The following is a 17,733-nucleotide window of genomic DNA, read 5'->3' as shown; positions in this document are numbered from 1 at the left end:
GTCAGTCGCCTTTCGACTTCATCAGCTTGCGGATGGTCCAGATGGCGGTGCCACCAAAGAACAGCCCCGCCACGCCCACGACCTCGAACAGCGCAGGGCCCTGCGGGATGCCGCGCACCGCCAGCGCCACGCCCAACAACACCAGTCCGCAGAGGCTGAAGACGAGACGGAAGATCAGTTCGGAACGATCAGGCCCCTTCATCCCTGCAACGACTCCCACATCTGCGCGTCGCGCTCGGCGGTCCAGATGCGCGGGGTATCGATGCCCAACGCCTCGTCATAGGCCCGTGCGACGTTGAACGGCAGGCAGTGCTCGTAAATGGCGTAGTCGGCGAATTTCGGGTCGCAGACTGCCCGGCAGGCTGCCATCGCCTCCTTCAGCGACCCGCCGCCCTGCGCGATCCGTGCGACCGACCGGTAGGTCGACGTCACGAAATCGGCGGTGTTTTCCAGCGCCCGGCTCACCATCTGCGCCCCCACCAGCGCATCGCCACGCCCCGGCGCGATGGCGTCGGGTTGCATCTCGCGGATGTTGTTCAACGTACCCGGCCAATCCTGCAAGTGGCCGTCGCCGCAATAGCAGGCCGAATGGTATTCGACGATGTCACCGGTGAACATCACGTTCTGGTCGGGCACGTGGATGACGATGTCGCCCGCTGTATGCGCCCGACCCAGTTGCATCAGGTCAACGCGCCGCCTGCCCAGATAGACCGACATCCGGCCGCTGAAGGTTGTTGTCGGCCAGGTCAGGCCGGGGATTTCCTCGTGCCCCTGGAAAAGACGTGGAAAACGGGCGAATTCGCTGTCCCAATCCTCCTGCCCGCGTTCGACCACCATGGCGCGGGCGGCATCCGACATCAGGATCTGCGGCGCGCCATAGGCCGAGGCACCCAGCACCCGGACGGCGTGGTAATGGGTCAGCACCAGGTGGCTGATCGGCTTGTCGGTGACGGACCGGACGCAATCGATCACCTTGCGCGCCAGCCGCGGCGTGGCCTGTGCCTCGACGATCATCACGCTTTCATCGCCGACGATCACCCCGGAATTCGGGTCGCCCTGGGCGGTGAAGGCGTAAAGACCAGCGCCGATCTCGGTGAAGCTTGTCGTCTTTTCCGTCATGTCGCCGGCAGAGGCAAAGGTTTTGTCCATGGTCGGTCCTTCCGGTCGGTGCGCCGCTTGGCAATTGGCGCGTCTGCGTATTTTCGAAAGAGAAGAAGGGTCAGCGGTCGTAAGGATCTTGCAGCGCAGGCAAGACGGTGCCGGCACAGGCGCCGAAGCCGATGCGATAGCCGTCGCCCTGTGCCGCGCCGCGCAGCGTCAGCGTGTCGCCATCCTCGAGGAACGACCGCGTCTCGCCGCTGTCCAGCGTGATCGGCTCCTTGCCGCCCCAGCTCAATTCCAGCAGGCTGCCGCGCTGGTGCTTTTCGGGGCCCGATATCGTGCCTGACCCCAGCAGGTCGCCGACATTCATCGGGCAACCGGACGTGGTGTGGTGCGCCAGTTGCTGAGCCGCGGAATAGTACATCTCGCCGTAATTCGTGCGCGCGATGGTGGTAGCCGCCTTGCCGGACGGGGCGAGGTCGATTTCGAGATCGATGTCGTAGAGCATCGGGCCGGTATCCTGCAGGTGCGGCAGCAAAGGCACCTCGCGCGGGGGGGTGTCGCAACGGAACGGTTCCAGAGCGGCCCTGGTCACGATCCAGGGGCTGATCGTCGTGGCGGTGGCCTTGGCCTGGAACGGCCCCAGCGGCTGGTATTCCCAGGCCTGGATGTCGCGCGCCGACCAGTCGTTCAGCAGGACGTAGCCGAAGATCATCGCATCGGCCTCGTCCAGCGTCACCGGCCCGTCCGAAGCGGTGCCGACGATGGCGCCCATTTCGAGCTCGAGATCGAAACGCGCGCAGGGGGCGAAGCGGGGTGCGGCATCGTCCGGCCCTTTCAGTTGCCCCCAGGGCCGCCGCACCGGGGTGCCGGACACCACGACCGAAGAGGCCCTGCCGTTATAGCCGATGGGGATGTGCAGCCAGTTCGGCGGCAGGGCGTTTTCCGGGCCCCGGAACATTGTGCCGACATTGGTGGCGTGGTGGCGGCCAGCGTAGAAATCGGTGAATTCGGAGACGAGGAACGGCATGTGCATCCGGACCTTTTCCATCGGCACCAAAAGCGGCGCGACGGTGTCCCGTTCGGTGCTGTCTGCGCCCAACAGGGCCGTAAGCCGGGCACGCAACGCGCCCCAGGCTTCCGGACCTTGCTCCATCACTTCGTTCCAGAACGGCACATCGAAAACCGGACCATGCCCCAGGTCGATCAGCCCGGCTTCTTCCGCTGCCCGGCAATCGAGAATGCTGTCGCCGATCGCGACGCCGCACCGCGGGTCGAGACCGGTGCTCGAGAACACGCCATAGGGGAGATTGTTCAGAGGGAAGTCGGTTTTGGGATCGTTGGCGCTTTCGACCCAGCTTCTGGCAAGTGGCATGGGTGTTTCCTTTCAATCCTGTCCAACGGCGTCCGGTTGCGTTTCGAGCAAAGCGGCGGCGATCGGCGGCAAGGCGCGGGCGGCGGCGTCGATGGCGGTCAGCCGCGCGAACGGCGCCATGTCGACACCCCACCGCACCGCGTTGACCATCTGCGCGACCAGGCACAGATCGGCCTGTGTCACGCTGTCGCCAAAGCAGAACCGCGTGTCCGGGCGGATCATCGCCTGAAAAGCCGCGAACCCGGCGATCATCCAGTGGTGCATCCAGTCCCGGCACGCGTCCGGACCATGTCCGAGCGACTTCAGATGCATGACAACGCGCAGGTTGTTCACCGGATGCACATCGGCGGCAAAGACATCCGCCGCAGCGCGAACGCGCGCGCGTTCCAGCGGATGCCGGGGCAACAGCGGCGGGTCGGGATAGACCTCGTCCAGCCATTCGAGGATCGCCATTGACTGGGTCAGAACCGTGCCGTCGTCCAGAACCAGCGTCGGCACCCCCGCGCCCGGGTTCAACGCGACGTAATCCGGCGCCTTTTGCCCGCCCTCCAGCAGGTTGACCGGCCGGATCGCATAATCCAACCCCTTGAGGTTCATCGCCGCGCGAACCCGCAGCGACGTGGTCGAGCGCCAGTAGGAATAGAGGATCATCGCTACCCGCCCCTCATCGTTCGTCGTGCCGATCCCATTGGCCGCGTTCGGGTCCCCGCAGGTCGTGGCCCCGGCCCTTGCCATAGCGGTCAGGTCGATCATGCACGAATTTCTGCCACCAAGCATAGCCGATGGCGCCGAAGACGAGGCACAGGAAGGCGACAAAGAGGTAACCGAGGACGTCCATCACTTTTTGCCCGGCGAGCCGTCGAACTTCTTTTCGAGGTCCGTCCAGCAATCGATGTAGTCGTCCTGCAGGGGCGCCTCCTGCGCGGCGAAACGCGTCAGGTGCTGGGGAAAGCGGGTTTCGAACATGAAGGACATGGTGTTATCGAGCTTGTGCGGCGCCAGTTCGGCATTCGACGCGCCCTCAAAGGCGCCCTTGTCCGGGCCGTGCGGCAACATCATGTTGTGCAGGCTCATTCCGCCGGGAACAAAGCCCTGCGGCTTGGCGTCGTATTGGCCATAGATGTTGCCCATCAGCTCGGACATGACGTTCTTGTGGTACCAGGGCGGGCGGAACGTGTCCTCGGCCACCATCCAGCGTTCGCGGAACAGGACAAAGTCGATATTGGCGGTGCCCGGCACGCCTGACGGTGCCGTCAGAACAGTGAAGATCGACGGGTCGGGGTGGTCGAACAGGATCGCGCCGACCGGGCAATAGGTGCGCAGGTCGTATTTCACCGGCGCGTAGTTGCCATGCCAGGCCACCACGTCCAGCGGGCTGTGCCCAATCCGGGTTTCGTGAAACTGGCCGCACCATTTGACGGTGACGGTGGACGGCACCTCGCGATCCTCGAAGGCCGCGACGGGCGTCTTGAAATCGCGCCGGTTCGCCATGCAATTGGCGCCGATCGGGCCGCGGCCCGGCAGCTCGAATTTCTGGCCGTAATTCTCGCAGACGAAACCGCGGCACGGCCCTTCCAGCACCTCGACGCGGTAGAGCAGCCCGCGCGGCAGGATGGCGATTTCCTTGGGCTCCAGATCGATGATCCCCAGCTCGGTACAGAACCGCAGCCGGCCTTCCTGTGGGACCACCAGCAATTCGCTGTCGGCGGAATAGAAATACGCATCCTGCATCGATTGCGTCACCAGGTAGATATGGCTGGCCATGCCGATCTGGATGTTGACGTCTCCGGCGGTGGTCATCGTGCGCATGCCGGTCAGCCAGGTCAGCGGCTGTTCGGAATGCGGCACCGGATCCCAGCGGTACTGGCCCAGAGAGATCACGTCCGGGTCGACATGCGGCGCGGATTTCCAATAGGGCAGATCGGTCCTGGCGTACCGATGCGAATGCTTGACCGAAGGCCGGATGCGGTAGCACCAGGTGCGTTCGTTCTGGTGGCTGGGCGCGGTAAAGGCCGTGCCCGACAATTGTTCCCCATAGAGGCCGTAATTGCATTTCTGCGGACTGTTCATGCCCTGCGGCAGGGCGCCGGGCAGCGCCTCGGTTTCGAAATCATTGCCGAAGCCGGGCATGTACCCGGCATGCGGGCCGGCGACCGACGGCGCCTGCAGCATGCCGGTCGGGTGGGTCTGACGGTTCATCGCGGCCTCCCTTGTTCGCTGGGTTCGTCTGTAATAGTTGATTTTGTAACTAACAACGGAACGGACAAGGGCGCGATGGAAAAAGGCGCATTCGACCTGCAGGAATTTCTGCCGTATCGGTTGAACCAGGCCGCCGAGGCGGCGAGCCTCGGATTTCAGAAGGTTTACCGCGAACGGTACGGAATGCTGCGCACCGAGTGGCGGGTTCTGTTCCACCTCGGCCTATACGGCTCGATGACCGCGCGCGAGATCGGAGCGCGGGCCGGTATTCACAAGACAAAGATCAGCCGCGCGGTGTCACGTCTGGAAGCGCAGCGGTTTCTGACCCGGAAGAGGGACGAGGCCGATCGCAGGGTCGAAAACCTGTCGCTGACCCCCAATGGTCGCCGCGTCTACGACGATCTGTTCGCGGTTGCCGAACGCTACGAGGGTGACTTGACTGCGGCGCTGAGCACGGATGAACGCGCACTTCTGCGCGATCTCTTGCGCCGGATCGAAACAGCCGGGCAGGCCGCGATCAGAACTTGACCGTCACGCCGGGCAGTTTCAGCGCCTTGACCAGGTCGCGCAATTCCTGACGTGCGGCCACGTTCGAGATGTTCAACTGCTTGACGCCGACATCCTTGAGGTCCAGCAGCGTCAATCCGCGCGGGAACAACTCGCGAAAGATCACCCGTTCGGAAAAGCCCGGCGCGATGCGAAAGCCGATGCGCTTGGACAACCGTTCCAACGCCTTTTCCATCTTGGCCTTGTTGACCATCGCCTGCGCCCCAAGCCGATTGCGCAGCACCACCCAGTCGATCGGCGCCAAACCGGCCTGCGCCCGCAATTGCCGGGCGTTCCAGACCATCTCGGAATAGACGGACGGCCCCTGGATCTTGTCGCCGTCGCTGTCGATCCGCGCCAGCAGGTCGAAATCGACGAAACTGTCGTTGAGCGGTGTGACCAGCGTGTCGGCCAGCGAATGCGCCACCTGGCTCAGCCGGGTATGCGAGCCCGGGCAATCGATCAGAACGAAATCCGAGCGCGCCTCGAGATCTGCAACGGCCCGCGACAGCCGGTGGTCATAGGCGTTTTCGCCGGGCGCGAGGGTCGTCTCATCGACCGAGGGCAGGTCCATGTAGAACGGGCTGGGCAAATCGATACCGGCCTTGTCCAGGTAATTGCGGCGGTTGTCCATGTAACGGCCCAGCGTGCGCTGGCGCAGGTCGAGATCCAGCGCCCCCACCCTGTGACCCATGCGCGCCAAAGCGGTCGCGACATGCATCGACACGGTCGATTTGCCCGCGCCGCCCTTTTCGTTACCGATCACGATGATATGCGCCATCGCAGTGTCCCTTGCCCGATTTCCCACATGTTCTGCTGCGGGTTGTTGGCTTCAACTGTATCTTGTGGCGGTTTGCAAGAAAACCCTGCTGCGCCGCCCGGTATCAGATTGCCGCGCGATGCGACGAAAAAGGCCCGGTCGCAGCCGACCGGGCCCTATTCGCGACCGGGAATACGGTCAGTTCAGACGCGCACCGACCTCGGCGATCGAGTCGTCGATCAGTTTTCCGGCATCCTTGGCCGTCATCTGCGCGGCGACCACATCGCGCGCAGCCATCACAGCCACGGTTGCGGCGCGGTCGCGCACGTCCTTAACGGCAGACGCTTCGGCCGACTTGATCTGATCCTCGGCCGCCGCCAGACGGCGGGCGATGGATTTCTGCAATTCTGCCCGGGCTTGGTCCGCCGCCAGCTCGGCCTCCTCCTTGGCCTGAGCCACGATCCGCCCGGCCTGGTCCTGGACCTCGCGGGATTTGCGCTCGTAGCTGGCCAGCAGAGCCTGGGCTTCTTCACGCAGCTTGCGGGCCTCGTCCAGATCGTTCCGGATGCCTTCGGCACGCTTGTCCAGCATCCCGCCCAGCAGTCCGGGCACCTTGAAATAGGCCAGCACGCCAAGGAACAGCAGGAAACCCAGAAGCACCACGAAATCGGTGTTGCCCAGCGAAAAGAACGGCCCCTTGGCGGCCAGCGCGGGGCTGGCGAACAGGGTCGCGGCGATGGCGGGTAGGGTTACGTTGCGCATCGTGTCACCCCTTGATCCGGTTGCCGACGGCGGCGGCGATCGCCTTGGCGTCGGTCTTTCCACCAAGTGCCGCGACGATGGCCTCGGCGGTGTCCTTGGCAACGATTTCGACATTGGCCATGGCCGACGCGCGGATATCGGCGATCGCCTTTTCCGACTCGGCCGCCTTGGCGGCGATTTCGGCATCGGCCTTGGCCAGCGCATCGTCGAGATCGCCCTTGATTTCGTCACGGGTCTTTTGCGCGATGGCCTGCGCCTCGGTTCGTGCGTCCGCCAACGCCTTGTTGTACGCCGCTTCCGCATCGGCAGCCTTCTGCTTCAGCTCTTCGGCAGCGGTGATATCGTTTGTGATCGTGCCCTGGCGTTCGGCAAGGACCGACGCGATGCGCGGCAGGGCCACGCGGGACAGGATGAAGAAGATCGCCACCAGCGCGATGACCAGCCAGACGATCTGGTTCGGCCACCAGTCGAAGCAAAGCTGCGGCATCCCGATGGCGCTGCCACCGGCATCGACGCAACTGCTGGCCGTTGCAGCGCCTTCTGCGGCTCCGGTTGTCTCGGTCGCCATGGTGTCCTCCTTGGGACGGGTGTCTCACCATCGGGCGGGCCGTCTTATGACGGCGCCGCCCGCGCGTAAGGATTCAGAGTAGCGCGTCTTAGACGGCGAACATCAGCAGCAGCGACACGAGGAAGGCAAAGATGCCCAGTGCTTCTGCGAAGGCGATGCCGATGAACAGGGTGGCGGTCTGCGAAGCAGCCGCGGAGGGGTTGCGCAGAGCGCCGGCCAGGAAGTTGCCGGCCACGTTGCCCACCCCGATGGCGGCAGCGCCGGAACCGATTGCTGCGAGGCCTGCGCCGATATGTGCGAGATCGCCTTCCATGTGAATTCTCCTTACGATTGGAAGTTGATGATTTGTCGTGGGGTGCGCAGCATCTGCGCACCGCAACCTAGTGATGCGGGTGCAATGCGTCCTTGAGATACACGCAGGTCAGGATGGTGAAGACATAGGCCTGGATGAAGGCCACCAGCACCTCGAGCCCGTAGATCGCCGTGATCGCCAGGACCGACAGCGGCGATACCGCCGCGATCGCCGCGAAACCGGCGAAGACCTTGAGAACCGCGTGACCGGCCATCAGGTTGCCGGCAAGACGGATGGAATGGCTGACCGGGCGCACGAAATAGGAAATCACCTCGATCAGCGCCAGGACCGGCCGCAGCGGCAGCGGCGCGGACGACACCCAGAACAGGCCCAGGAAGGCCGCGCCGTTCTTGACGAAACCGACGATGGTCACGGTCAGGAAAACCGCGAGTGCCAGCACGACCGACACCGCGAAATGCGACGTGGTGGTAAAGCTCATCGGGATCAGGCCCAGGAAGTTGGCGAAGACGATGAACATGAACAGCGTCATGATGTAGGGAAAGAACTTGAGCCCGTCCTTGCCCGCCACATCCTCGACCATCTTGTGGACGAAACCGTAGGCCAGTTCTGCGATCGACTGGCTGCGCGACGGGATGATGGCGCGGCGCGACGTGCCCACGATCATCAGCCCGGCAACCGCCAGAACCGCCAGGAACAGCCAAAGCGTCACGTTGGTGATGGTAAACGCGCCCACCGGACCGTCGCCGAACAGCGGTTCGACGATGAACTGATCCATCGGGTGAAAGACAAGACCACCTTCGGCTTTCGCGTCACTCGCCATCTGCGTCCCCTTCGTTGCCCTTCTGCCGGGCCTCTTGCGCCTTCTGGATCTCGGCCGCGCTGCGCAGCATCACGTTGATGCCCGCGGCGATCCCCAGCAATGTGAACAGCACCATGAGAAACGGTGTGGTGCCAAACAGCACGTCCAGCCCGTATCCGATGCCAAAGCCGATCCCCAGACCGGCCACCATTTCCGTCACCATCCGCCAGGCCAACTGAGCCTGGGAATAATGCTCCTCCTGGTGCGCCTTCGTGACGTCGCGCGCGGTTTTCGCCGCTTCGATCTTGCGCTCAAGCTCGGTCAGCTTGCTGTCGAGATCGGGATCGCTCACCCAAGATGCTCCGTTTGGAGTTCCGGCCTGTGCTACGCGGCGGGTCGGCACGAGTCAATACGACGCGGCTCACCACAGGCAGGGGCATAACCATCTGATAAAGATGTATTTTCCCCGCCGCTCCCCAAGGTGCGGCAATCGGTACGCCGCGGCCTGATGCCAATTCACGGCAATTCCGTTATTCAACTAACTGGTTGAGTTTTTCCGCCATACCGGCTTAACCGCAGCATGAGCCGCGATCTCGATACCGTCTTTGCCGCGCTGGCCGATCCGACACGCCGGCAGATCCTGTCGATGCTGCTCGAGGACGATATGGCGGTAACAGACGTCGCCGAACCGTTCGAGATGTCGCTTGCCGCGATCTCCAAGCACCTGACGATCCTCACGCGCGCCGGACTGATCAGCCAGGAAAAGCGCGGCCGGGTGAAATGGTGCAAGCTGGAACCGGACGCGCTTCGCGACGCCAGTATCTGGATGCAGAGTTTCGGCCAATTCGAGGCGGTCAACCTGGATGCGTTCGAACGGTTTCTGCAGCAGGAACTTGACGAACCCGACCCGATCTTCACGGAACCGGCGGCGAACGAACGCTAGTCGAAGATCGCCGAATGCTCCTTGAGATGGGCCAGGAAGGCCTGGACCTTGGCGGTGCGGTGCAGGTCGACATGCGTGACCAGCCAAAGCGGTGCGGTCCAGTCTTCCTGCGGCGGCATGATCTGCACGAGGTCTGGGCACTGCTCTGCCTCGCGCACGCTGAAAAACCCGATCCCGGCACCGGCCAGAACCGCCTGCTCCAGCACGCGCGAATCCGAGGCGCGAAACGTGATGCGCTCGGCCGGAACATGGGCGATCAGCCAGCGCATGAACGGCGCCCGCGTCTCGAGATTGTCGGGACCGACGAACCGGTGATCGACCATCGCCGCCAGGCCGTCCGGCTTGCCATGTGCCTCGACATAGGCCCGGCTGGCGTATAGCGCGATCTTCTCTCGGGCAAAGGGCTGCACGACGTTGTCCGGCTCCTCCGGCACCGATCCGGCGCGCAGCGCCACATGCGCTTCGCCGTATTCGAGACGAAACAGTCGATCGCCGGTCAGATAGCGCACGGTGACGTCGGGATGCGCTTTCTGGAAGCTGGCCAGCGCCTCGACCATCATCGGCGCGAACGCCACCAGCGAGGTGATCAGCAGATCGCCCGACACCTCGGCACCGCGTCCGCGGATGCGGCTGGCCAATTGCTGGAACTGGTCGTCGGTCGTCTGCGCCACTCGCAGCAGGTCGATGCCCGCTTCGGTCGCGGTATAGCCGCGCGGATGACGCTGGAACAACTTGACGCCGAGCTGTTTCTCCAAAGCGTCGATATGCCTGATCACCGTGGCGTGGTGGACACCCAGAACCTCGGCCGCACCACTGACTGTGCCGTGCCGCGCGACCTGGTAGGCCGTCTTGATCTCGTCCCAGTTTTCCAATCGGTTCTCCAATCTGTGTGCCCGCCCGCGGCGCGTGGACACGTCCGGGACAAAGACAAACACAGCCCCGATATGGGGCCAAGGGGCAATCGCAACCACCCCGCACCGCGATATCCTGGATTCCGGATCCTTGACTCCGGGCGCGACATCGCCTACCCGCGCTGCAACACCCGGAAGTGTATCGCTTCCGGTCCCATGGGCCCTGCCCGGGATCGCCCTCCGTCAGCGCGTCGCGCCCACGGGGGCGTTTGTGCATTGCGCCGCCGGTTCCTAGATTGAACCGGCGAACCCGAAACCGGCGAAGGAGGCCGCGGCATGTTTGAGAATCTATCCGAACGCCTCGGCAGCGTGTTCGACCGGCTGACCAAGCAAGGTGCACTGACCGAGGACGATGTGAAGACCGCCCTGCGCGAAGTGCGCGTCGCCCTGCTCGAGGCCGACGTGTCGCTGCCGGTCGCGCGCAACTTCATCAAGGCAGTCGAGAAAAAGGCGACCGGCCAGGCGGTGACCAAATCGGTGACGCCGGGCCAACAGGTGGTCAAGATCGTCCATGACGAACTGATCGAGGTGTTGCGCGGCGAAGGCGAGCCGGGCGCGCTGCGCATCGACAATCCGCCTGCACCGATCCTGATGGTCGGCCTGCAGGGCGGCGGCAAGACGACGACGACCGCCAAGCTGGCCAAGCGGCTCAAGGAACGTGACGGCAAAAAGGTCCTGATGGCCTCGCTGGACGTCAACCGCCCCGCCGCGATGGAACAGCTGGCCATCCTCGGCCAGCAGATCGGCGTCGACACGTTGCCCATCGTCAAGGGCGAAGATCCGGTGACGATCACCAAGCGCGCCAAGACGCAGGCATCGCTGGGCGGCTATGACGTCTACATGCTGGACACCGCCGGTCGGCTGTCGATCGACGACGAGCTGATGGCCCAGGTCGAGGCGGTGCGCGACGTGGTCAATCCGCGCGAAACGCTGCTGGTGGTCGATGGCCTGACCGGCCAGGACGCGGTGCACACGGCCGAGAATTTCGACGAACGCATCGGCATCTCGGGCGTGGTGCTGACGCGCATGGACGGCGACGGCCGCGGCGGCGCGGCCCTGTCGATGCGCGCGATCACCGGCAAGCCGATCAAGTTCGTCGGCCTCGGCGAAAAGATGGACGCGCTCGAAACCTTCGAGCCCGAGCGCATCGCCGGACGCATCCTGGGCATGGGCGACATCGTCAGCCTCGTGGAAAAGGCGCAACAGACGCTCGAGGCCGAACAGGCCGAGCGCATGATGAAGCGCTTCCAGAAGGGTCAGTTCAACATGAACGACCTCAAGATGCAGCTGGAACAGATGATCAAGATGGGCGGCATGGAGGGCATGATGTCGATGATGCCCGGCATGGGGAAGATGGCCAAGCAGATGGAAGGCGCCGGCATCGACGACAAGATCCTGCGCCAGCAGATCGCGCTCATCAACTCCATGACCAAGGTGGAACGCGCCAACCCGCAGATCCTGCAGGCCAGCCGCAAGAAACGCATCGCGGCCGGTTCGGGGATGGAAGTGTCCGACCTCAACAAGCTGCTCAAGATGCAGCGGCAGATGTCGGACATGATGAAGAAGATGGGCAAGATGGGCAAAGGCGGAATGCTGAAACAGGCCATGCGCGGCATGTTCGGCAAGGGCGGACTGCCGCCTGAAATGGCGCAGGGCATGGACCCCAAGGCGCTGGAAGCCGCGGCCAAGCAACTGGGCGGCGCCGGCGGGATGCCGGGCCTGGGTGGCGCGGCGCTGCCGCCGGGCCTGTCGGGGTTCGGCAAGAAGAAGTGATCTGACATGCCCGCCCCCGTGATCGATACCCCTCGCCTGCGCCTGCGCGGCCACACGATGGCCGACCTCGATGCGCTGTGCGACCTGTTCGCGTCCGACCGGGCGCGGCACATGGGTGGGCCGATCCCGCGCAAGCAGGCGTGGCGTTGGCTCGCGTCCGAGGTCGCGATGTGGGACCTGATGGGCCACGGCGCCTGGGGCATCGAGACCCGTGACGGCACCTTTGTCGGACAGGTCGGCATTCTCAGACCGCCGCATTTTCCCGAACCCGAGATCGGCTGGACCCTGCTCGCCGATGGCGAAGGCAAGGGCTATGCGACCGAAGCCGCCGTGGCCGTGCTTGACTGGGCCTGGGCCCGCAGCTTCGACACGCTGGTCTCCTATATCGATCCGTCGAACGGACGATCCATCGCACTGGCCGAACGGCTTGGTGCCGAACACGACCCCGACGCCGCCCTGCCCGATGGTGAAACGCACGACGAGACCGTCGTTTATCGCCACCGCCCCGACGCCGACGGCAACTCGGAGGCGTATGCATGACCACGCACCTTCTGACCACCGACCGTCTTGTCCTGCGCGTGCCGTCATCGGCGGACCGCGCCTGCTACGACGCATTCTACGCGGTCTCGGATCTGACGGTTGGCGGGTATCGCGGCGGACGCGATGCCGCCGAGGTGGATGCGATCCTGCGCCGCGACATCGACCATTGGGCGCGCCACGGCTTTGGCATGTTTCTCATAGAAGCGCGCAACACCGGGCAGTTCCAGGGCGGGACGGGGCTTTACCTGCCAAAGGGATGGCCGACCCCCGAGCTGACATGGTGGCTCATGCCGGCGGTGCGTGGCACCGGTGTGGCGACCGAGGCCAGCCTTGCGGTTATCGACTGGGCGCACGACGTGCTGAACTGGTCCCGGGTCGAAACCATGATGCGCGACGAAAACGCCCCGGCCCGGGCATTGGCAAACCGGCTTGCGCAGCGTTGCGGCGGACGCCGCGACCGGCGCGAAACCCTGCCCGACGGCGTGGCCCGCGACATCTATGTCTTGTCGGAAAGGGCCGCGGCATGACCCTGACCAACGCCCCGCGCCTTGAAACAGAGCGGTTGATCCTGCGCGGTCCCGAACCGCAGGATGCCGAACCGGTCATCGCCTTCCTGATGGATCGCGACCGCGCCGCCGGGTTCGGCGCCTACGACAACCGCGGCGATGCCTGGCGCTGGTTCGCGCTGAATGTCGGGCATTGGCACATCCACGGCTACGGCTATTTCACCGTGACTTTGAAAGAGACCGGGCAGCCGGTCGGTCTGTCGGGCATCTGGAACCCCGAGGGCTGGCCCGAACCCGAGGTCGGCTGGGTTGTCTTCGACGGCTTCGAAGGCCGGGGCATCGCCTACGAGGCCGCGGCCCGCGCCCGCCGTTGGGCCTATGACGATCTGGGCATGACCACGCTGACGTCGAACATCGTACCGGGCAATGCGCGCTCGGTCGCGCTGGCCCAGCGGCTGGGTGCCACCTACGAGCGCACCTATCACAACGTCACGATGGGCGAGGACATGTTGTTTCGCCATCCCGGACCGGAGGCGTTGGCATGAGCACCATCATCCGCTTTCCGGAGCTTCGAACCGATCGCTTGATCCTGCGCGGCCCGCGCGAAGAGGATTTCGAGGCCGTTCTGGCCTTCATGTCCTCCGAACGCTCGGCCTATGTGGGCGGACCCACCGCCGACCGTTTCGCCGCATGGCGCGCCTTTCTGGCGGTGATGGGCCATTGGGCGTTGCGCGGCTACGGCTTTTTCACGCTCGAACACCGCGAAAGCGGTGCACTGGCCGGCCGGGTGGGCGTCGTGGAACACGAGATGTGGCCGGAACCGGAACTGGGCTGGCAGCTTTTCGACGGGTTCGAAGGTCAGGGCTATGCTTTCGAAGCCGCCGTCGCCGTGCGCAGCTGGGCTTGGCGCGAACACGGGTTGGGTCCGCTGATCTCGATGGTCGTGCCGGAAAACTCCCGGTCCGTCGCGCTGGCGCGGCGGCTGGGAGCGCGGTACGAGCGCGACATCGTGCTGCTGGACACACCCGGCCAGATATTCCGTCACCCGGACCCGGTGGAGGTCGGCGCATGACTGCCCCCGTCGAACAGCACCGACCCGGCCCCGGAGCCCGGACCGCCGCCCGTCTGGGCGGCAAGGTGCCGGTGATCGACACGCCGCGCCTGCAATTGCGCGGTCCGCGCATCTACGATTTCGACGCCTTTGCCGAGATCCTGTGTTCGGACCGGGCGCAACACATGGGTGGCCCCTTCAGCCGCGAAGCCGCCTGGACCGATTTCGCCGGCTACACGGCGTTGTGGATGCTGCATGGCCACGGTCTCTGGACCATCGATGCGCAGACCCAACCCAGTGCGGGTTTCGTCCTGGTCGGCTACGAATACGACGATCCCGAAGCCGAGCTGGGAATCTTCCTGACCGAAACCGCCGAGGGTCAAGGTATCGCGCTCGAGGCGCTCGAAGCCGCTCGCAGCTACACGTTCGACAACCTGCGCTGGACCAGCGTCGCATCCTTTGTCGACCCCGAAAACACCCGTTGCATCGCGCTCATGAACCGCTCGGGCGCAGAGCGCGACCGTGCCTGCGAGGCGCGGCTGGGTGACGGCACGCTGGTGTTCCGACACCACGCCCCGAACCCGGAGGACGCCTGATGGGACATCGCGACATTCCCGTTCTCGAAACGCCCCGGCTGGTGCTGCGCGGACCCGAACCCGAGAACTACCCCGATTTCAAGGCCACCTTCGCGTCCTACCGGTCGCGATTCATGGGTGGGCCGCTGAATGCCTACGAAACCTGGATGCTGTATGCCGCCGAGATCGGCCATTGGGAAATCCGCGGTTTCGGCATGTGGATGGTCCACCTGCGCGAGACCGGCGAAACCGTGGGCATGGCAGGCGGCTGGTTCCCCGCCAAATGGCCCGAACGCGAGATCGCCTGGATCATCTGGCCGAACCACCACGGCAACGGTTTCGCGCTCGAGGCCACCAACCGAGTGCGCCGGCATTTCTATGACGACCGCGGCTGGGAAGGCGCCGTCAGCTATCTCGACCCCAAGGATCTCGACTCGATCCGGCTGGCCGAACGGCTGGGCGCGCGAAAGGACCACGACGCCGCCAGTGTCGATGGCAACGACGCGGTCTACCGCCATCCTTCTCCCGAAGCGCTGCGCGGAACGCAGCTGGCGCACGGCATCGACATGGAAATCGCCCATTACCGCGATCCGCTCTTCAAACCGAAAGGCTGGGCCCTTGATTGACCCCGATACCATCGCCCGCGCGGCCAAGCTGCTGCACGACCACAGGGACAGCATCGACCGGCTGGACGCGATCCTCGTGTTCACGCTGGCCGAACGTTTCAAGCACACCCAGGCCGTTGGCGTGCTCAAGGCGCAGCACGACCTGCCCCCATCCGACCCCGCGCGCGAGGAACAACAGATCGCGCGGCTACAGGACCTGGCGCTCCAGGCCGATCTGGACCCGGAATTCGCCACAAAGTTCCTGAATTTCGTCATTCAGGAAGTCATCCAGCACCACAAGCAACACCAAACGTAAGGTGTGCAGTTCCTGCGCACCGCACATCCAGCCATCCAAAGGAGAAACCCAAATGGCAATGAAGATCAGACTGGCCCGCGGCGGCTCGAAAAAGCGTCCCTTCTATCGCATCGTGGCCGCCGATAGCCGCATGCCCCGCGACGGCCGCTTCATCGAGAAGCTGGGCTCGTACAATCCGCAGCTTCCCAAGGACAGCGAGGACCGGGTCAAGATGGACCTCGAGCGTATCCAGTACTGGCTGGGTCAGGGCGCGCAGCCGACAGACCGGGTGTCGCGTTTCCTCGAGGCCGCCGGCGTGATCGAGAAGAAGGAACGCAACAACCCGCAGAAAGGCGCCCCGGGCAAGGCGGCGCAGGAACGCGCCGAAGCCAAGGCGGCGAAGGCCGCGAAGGCCACCGAGGCGCCGGCCGAGGAAGCCCCGGCCGAGGAAGACGCCGCAGCGGAATAAACCGCCGCGTTGCGCGCTTCGGCGGCGGGCCCACCCCGTCGCCGAAGCCCCTTATCGCCCGGGCAGCCCATGTTCCGTCTGTTTCGCCTTGCCTTCCTGGTCGCGCTGGCCTTTCTGGCCGGCGCGCTCACGGAACGCGGCAGGCGCGCTCAGGATTGCGCACAGGCGGGTGGGACCTGGTCGGCAGACAGAATGTGCATGATCGGAGATCGTCGGGATGGCTGAACTGGTTTGTGTCGGCGCCATCGCGGGCGCGTTCGGCGTCCAAGGCGAGGTTCGGCTGAAAAGCTTTACCGCCGAACCCGCGGCTTTGGCGGACTATGCGCCGTTGTCGACCGAAGACGGAAGCAAGACCTTCGAGGTCGAAATCACCCGCGAGATCAAGGGCGGCTTCGCGGCGCGGTTGTCCGGTGTCGCGACGCGCGAGCAGGCCGATGCCCTCAAGGGTGTCCGGCTTTTTGTCCCGCGCGAACGCCTTCCCTCGCTGCCCGACGACGAATACTATCACGCCGACCTGATCGGGCTCGAGGTCGTCGATACCGGCGGGGCGGTGCTCGGTACTGTCAAGGCGGTGCTGAACCACGGCGCCTCGGACCTGCTGGAGATACTGGTGCCGGGTCAAAGCCGCACCGTGCTGTTGCCGTTCACGATCGCCGCGGTCCCGACCATCGACCTGGCCAAGGGCCGGATCGTCGCCGATCCCCCGGCGGGATCGTTCGAATGAACGCCCTTCCCACCTCTGAAAGAAAAGCGACCCGAACGGGTCGGAGAGCGCCGGACATGGCGATCGCCCGGTCAGCCACGACGCAAGAGAGAAGGCCCGACAGATGACCGATAGCCCGGCGAAATCGCATGGTCGCAAGACGATCCGCGCTTCGGCGGTTCCGCGCGACCTGATGTCGGCGGTACCGGAACTGGCGCGGGCCTGGTCGGCGCAGGTGATCACGCTGTTCCCCGAGGCGTTTCCCGGCATCCTGGGGCTGTCGTTGACCGGCAAGGCGCTGAAAGACGGGGTCTGGCAACTGTCGACTGTCGCGTTGCGAGATTACGGCGAAGGGCGTCACCGCAATGTCGATGACACGCCGGCCGGTGGCGGCGCGGGCATGGTGCTGCGCGCCGATGTCATGGGACGGGCGGTCGACACCGCGCTTGGGCGTGCGCCGCGCGGTGCCCCCCTGGTCTACCTGTCTCCGCGCGGCAAGCCATTCGATCAGGCCACCGCCCGGCGCTTCGCCGCGGCGCCCGGCATCGTGATGATATGTGGCCGGTTCGAAGGCCTGGATCAGCGCGTCATCGACCATTACGACATCGAAGAACTGTCCATCGGCGACTACGTCCTGACCGGCGGAGAACTGGCAGCCCAGGCGGTGCTGGACGCGACCGTGCGGTTGCTGCCGGGCGTTCTGGGAAACGCCGACTCGACCCAGGAGGAAAGCTTTTCCGATGGGTTGCTCGAGCATCCGCAATATACCCGGCCGGCGGCGTGGCGCGGCCGGCCTATCCCGGACATCCTGCTGTCGGGCAACCACGCCGCGATCTCGGCCTGGCGCCGGGAACAGGCCCGCGCGCTGACCCGCGACAGGCGGCCTGACCTGCTGGAAAAGAACGGCGGCGCGGAGGACTGACAACCGCCGCCGCGTGC

26 protein-coding genes are annotated in these 17,733 nt (G+C 64.9%); 13 read left to right on the top strand and 13 right to left on the bottom strand.

What is annotated here, in order from left to right; all coding sequences use genetic code 11:
* Position 1: 1 nt before the first annotated feature.
* The 6 genes from KUH32_RS08130 to hmgA form a co-directional block, all read right to left on the bottom strand.
* Positions 2-202, bottom strand: a complete 201-nt coding sequence (locus KUH32_RS08130) for a hypothetical protein (protein WP_217777534.1) — start codon at positions 200-202, stop codon at positions 2-4.
* Entirely contained in the window at positions 199-1,149 is a 951-nt protein-coding gene (locus KUH32_RS08125) for an MBL fold metallo-hydrolase (protein WP_217777533.1), read from the bottom strand. Before KUH32_RS08125 ends, KUH32_RS08130 begins: the two co-directional genes overlap by 4 nt.
* Before the next feature lie 70 nt (positions 1,150-1,219).
* Positions 1,220-2,476: a fumarylacetoacetase gene (gene fahA / locus KUH32_RS08120; RefSeq protein ID WP_217777532.1), complete on the bottom strand. Its 1,257-nt coding sequence runs from the start codon at positions 2,474-2,476 to the stop codon at positions 1,220-1,222.
* A gap of 12 nt (positions 2,477-2,488) precedes the next feature.
* Positions 2,489-3,127, bottom strand: a complete 639-nt coding sequence (gene maiA / locus KUH32_RS08115) for a maleylacetoacetate isomerase (RefSeq protein ID WP_217777531.1) — start codon at positions 3,125-3,127, stop codon at positions 2,489-2,491.
* 13 nt (positions 3,128-3,140) lie between these two features.
* On the bottom strand, positions 3,141-3,314 hold the full coding sequence (locus KUH32_RS08110; RefSeq protein ID WP_217777530.1) for a hypothetical protein: 174 nt from the start codon (positions 3,312-3,314) through the stop codon (positions 3,141-3,143).
* Positions 3,314-4,675 (bottom strand): homogentisate 1,2-dioxygenase, encoded by a 1,362-nt coding sequence (gene hmgA / locus KUH32_RS08105; RefSeq protein ID WP_217777529.1) that lies wholly within the window; start codon positions 4,673-4,675, stop codon positions 3,314-3,316. Before hmgA ends, KUH32_RS08110 begins: the two co-directional genes overlap by 1 nt.
* A gap of 75 nt (positions 4,676-4,750) precedes the next feature.
* Between hmgA and KUH32_RS08100 the strand changes: the two genes are divergently transcribed.
* Positions 4,751-5,203 carry a MarR family winged helix-turn-helix transcriptional regulator gene (locus tag KUH32_RS08100; RefSeq protein ID WP_217777528.1) on the top strand — a complete coding sequence of 151 codons (453 nt, stop codon included), beginning with the start codon at positions 4,751-4,753 and terminating at the stop codon, positions 5,201-5,203.
* Here the strand turns inward: KUH32_RS08100 and KUH32_RS08095 are convergent.
* The 6 genes from KUH32_RS08095 to KUH32_RS08070 all read right to left on the bottom strand — a co-directional run bounded on the left by KUH32_RS08095 (position 5,193) and on the right by KUH32_RS08070 (position 8,775).
* Positions 5,193-6,002 (bottom strand): division plane positioning ATPase MipZ, encoded by an 810-nt coding sequence (locus tag KUH32_RS08095; protein ID WP_217777527.1) that lies wholly within the window; start codon positions 6,000-6,002, stop codon positions 5,193-5,195. The genes KUH32_RS08100 and KUH32_RS08095 overlap by 11 nt on opposite strands.
* 177 nt (positions 6,003-6,179) lie before the next feature.
* Positions 6,180-6,743, bottom strand: coding sequence for a F0F1 ATP synthase subunit B (locus KUH32_RS08090; RefSeq protein WP_217777526.1), 564 nt, complete (start codon positions 6,741-6,743; stop codon positions 6,180-6,182).
* 4 nt (positions 6,744-6,747) lie between these two features.
* Complete coding sequence (locus KUH32_RS08085) at positions 6,748-7,311, bottom strand: F0F1 ATP synthase subunit B' (RefSeq protein ID WP_217777525.1); 564 nt, start codon at positions 7,309-7,311, stop codon at positions 6,748-6,750.
* An 88-nt stretch (positions 7,312-7,399) separates the two neighbouring features.
* Positions 7,400-7,624 (bottom strand): F0F1 ATP synthase subunit C, encoded by a 225-nt coding sequence (locus tag KUH32_RS08080; protein ID WP_005981269.1) that lies wholly within the window; start codon positions 7,622-7,624, stop codon positions 7,400-7,402.
* 67 nt (positions 7,625-7,691) lie between these two features.
* A complete protein-coding gene (locus KUH32_RS08075) occupies positions 7,692-8,444 on the bottom strand; it encodes a F0F1 ATP synthase subunit A (RefSeq protein WP_217777524.1) in 753 nt (250 codons plus the stop codon).
* Positions 8,434-8,775 carry an AtpZ/AtpI family protein gene (locus tag KUH32_RS08070; protein WP_217777523.1) on the bottom strand — a complete coding sequence of 114 codons (342 nt, stop codon included), beginning with the start codon at positions 8,773-8,775 and terminating at the stop codon, positions 8,434-8,436. The genes KUH32_RS08075 and KUH32_RS08070 overlap by 11 nt, the downstream gene beginning before the upstream one ends.
* Before the next feature lie 228 nt (positions 8,776-9,003).
* Between KUH32_RS08070 and KUH32_RS08065 the strand changes: the two genes are divergently transcribed.
* Positions 9,004-9,366: an ArsR/SmtB family transcription factor gene (locus KUH32_RS08065; protein WP_217777522.1), complete on the top strand. Its 363-nt coding sequence runs from the start codon at positions 9,004-9,006 to the stop codon at positions 9,364-9,366.
* Here the strand turns inward: KUH32_RS08065 and KUH32_RS08060 are convergent.
* The gene (locus KUH32_RS08060; RefSeq protein ID WP_217777521.1) at positions 9,363-10,238 is read right to left on the bottom strand and encodes a LysR family transcriptional regulator; all 876 of its coding nucleotides are present in this window, start codon (positions 10,236-10,238) and stop codon (positions 9,363-9,365) included. The two genes, KUH32_RS08065 and KUH32_RS08060, sit on opposite strands and share 4 nt — an antisense overlap.
* Before the next feature lie 315 nt (positions 10,239-10,553).
* Here KUH32_RS08060 and ffh point away from each other — a divergent pair, with 315 nt between their 5' ends.
* From ffh to trmD, 11 genes are all read left to right on the top strand, one after another.
* Positions 10,554-12,050 (top strand): signal recognition particle protein, encoded by a 1,497-nt coding sequence (ffh, locus tag KUH32_RS08055; protein WP_217777520.1) that lies wholly within the window; start codon positions 10,554-10,556, stop codon positions 12,048-12,050.
* 6 nt (positions 12,051-12,056) lie between these two features.
* Complete coding sequence (locus KUH32_RS08050) at positions 12,057-12,590, top strand: GNAT family N-acetyltransferase (RefSeq protein ID WP_217777519.1); 534 nt, start codon at positions 12,057-12,059, stop codon at positions 12,588-12,590.
* Positions 12,587-13,117 carry a GNAT family N-acetyltransferase gene (locus KUH32_RS08045; protein WP_217777518.1) on the top strand — a complete coding sequence of 177 codons (531 nt, stop codon included), beginning with the start codon at positions 12,587-12,589 and terminating at the stop codon, positions 13,115-13,117. Before KUH32_RS08050 ends, KUH32_RS08045 begins: the two co-directional genes overlap by 4 nt.
* Complete coding sequence (locus tag KUH32_RS08040; RefSeq protein ID WP_217777517.1) at positions 13,114-13,641, top strand: GNAT family N-acetyltransferase; 528 nt, start codon at positions 13,114-13,116, stop codon at positions 13,639-13,641. Before KUH32_RS08045 ends, KUH32_RS08040 begins: the two co-directional genes overlap by 4 nt.
* Complete coding sequence (locus tag KUH32_RS08035) at positions 13,638-14,168, top strand: GNAT family N-acetyltransferase (protein ID WP_217777516.1); 531 nt, start codon at positions 13,638-13,640, stop codon at positions 14,166-14,168. Before KUH32_RS08040 ends, KUH32_RS08035 begins: the two co-directional genes overlap by 4 nt.
* The gene (locus KUH32_RS08030) at positions 14,165-14,743 is read left to right on the top strand and encodes a GNAT family N-acetyltransferase (RefSeq protein WP_217777515.1); all 579 of its coding nucleotides are present in this window, start codon (positions 14,165-14,167) and stop codon (positions 14,741-14,743) included. The genes KUH32_RS08035 and KUH32_RS08030 overlap by 4 nt, the downstream gene beginning before the upstream one ends.
* Positions 14,743-15,348, top strand: coding sequence for a GNAT family N-acetyltransferase (locus KUH32_RS08025; RefSeq protein WP_217777514.1), 606 nt, complete (start codon positions 14,743-14,745; stop codon positions 15,346-15,348). Before KUH32_RS08030 ends, KUH32_RS08025 begins: the two co-directional genes overlap by 1 nt.
* A complete protein-coding gene (locus KUH32_RS08020; RefSeq protein ID WP_254899006.1) occupies positions 15,341-15,643 on the top strand; it encodes a chorismate mutase in 303 nt (100 codons plus the stop codon). Before KUH32_RS08025 ends, KUH32_RS08020 begins: the two co-directional genes overlap by 8 nt.
* Positions 15,644-15,695: 52 nt before the next feature.
* The gene (gene rpsP / locus KUH32_RS08015; protein ID WP_217777513.1) at positions 15,696-16,091 is read left to right on the top strand and encodes a 30S ribosomal protein S16; all 396 of its coding nucleotides are present in this window, start codon (positions 15,696-15,698) and stop codon (positions 16,089-16,091) included.
* Positions 16,092-16,308: 217 nt separating this feature from the next.
* Positions 16,309-16,815 (top strand): ribosome maturation factor RimM, encoded by a 507-nt coding sequence (rimM, locus tag KUH32_RS08010; protein ID WP_217777512.1) that lies wholly within the window; start codon positions 16,309-16,311, stop codon positions 16,813-16,815.
* 103 nt (positions 16,816-16,918) lie between these two features.
* On the top strand, positions 16,919-17,716 hold the full coding sequence (trmD, locus tag KUH32_RS08005; RefSeq protein ID WP_217777511.1) for a tRNA (guanosine(37)-N1)-methyltransferase TrmD: 798 nt from the start codon (positions 16,919-16,921) through the stop codon (positions 17,714-17,716).
* Positions 17,717-17,733: the final 17 nt, after the last annotated feature.

Source organism: Thalassococcus arenae, assembly GCF_019104745.1.
GTDB lineage: Bacteria > Pseudomonadota > Alphaproteobacteria > Rhodobacterales > Rhodobacteraceae > Thalassococcus_B > Thalassococcus_B arenae.
Note: the sequence above shows the minus strand (reverse complement) of the source record. Positions and strands in the feature narration are given on the sequence as shown.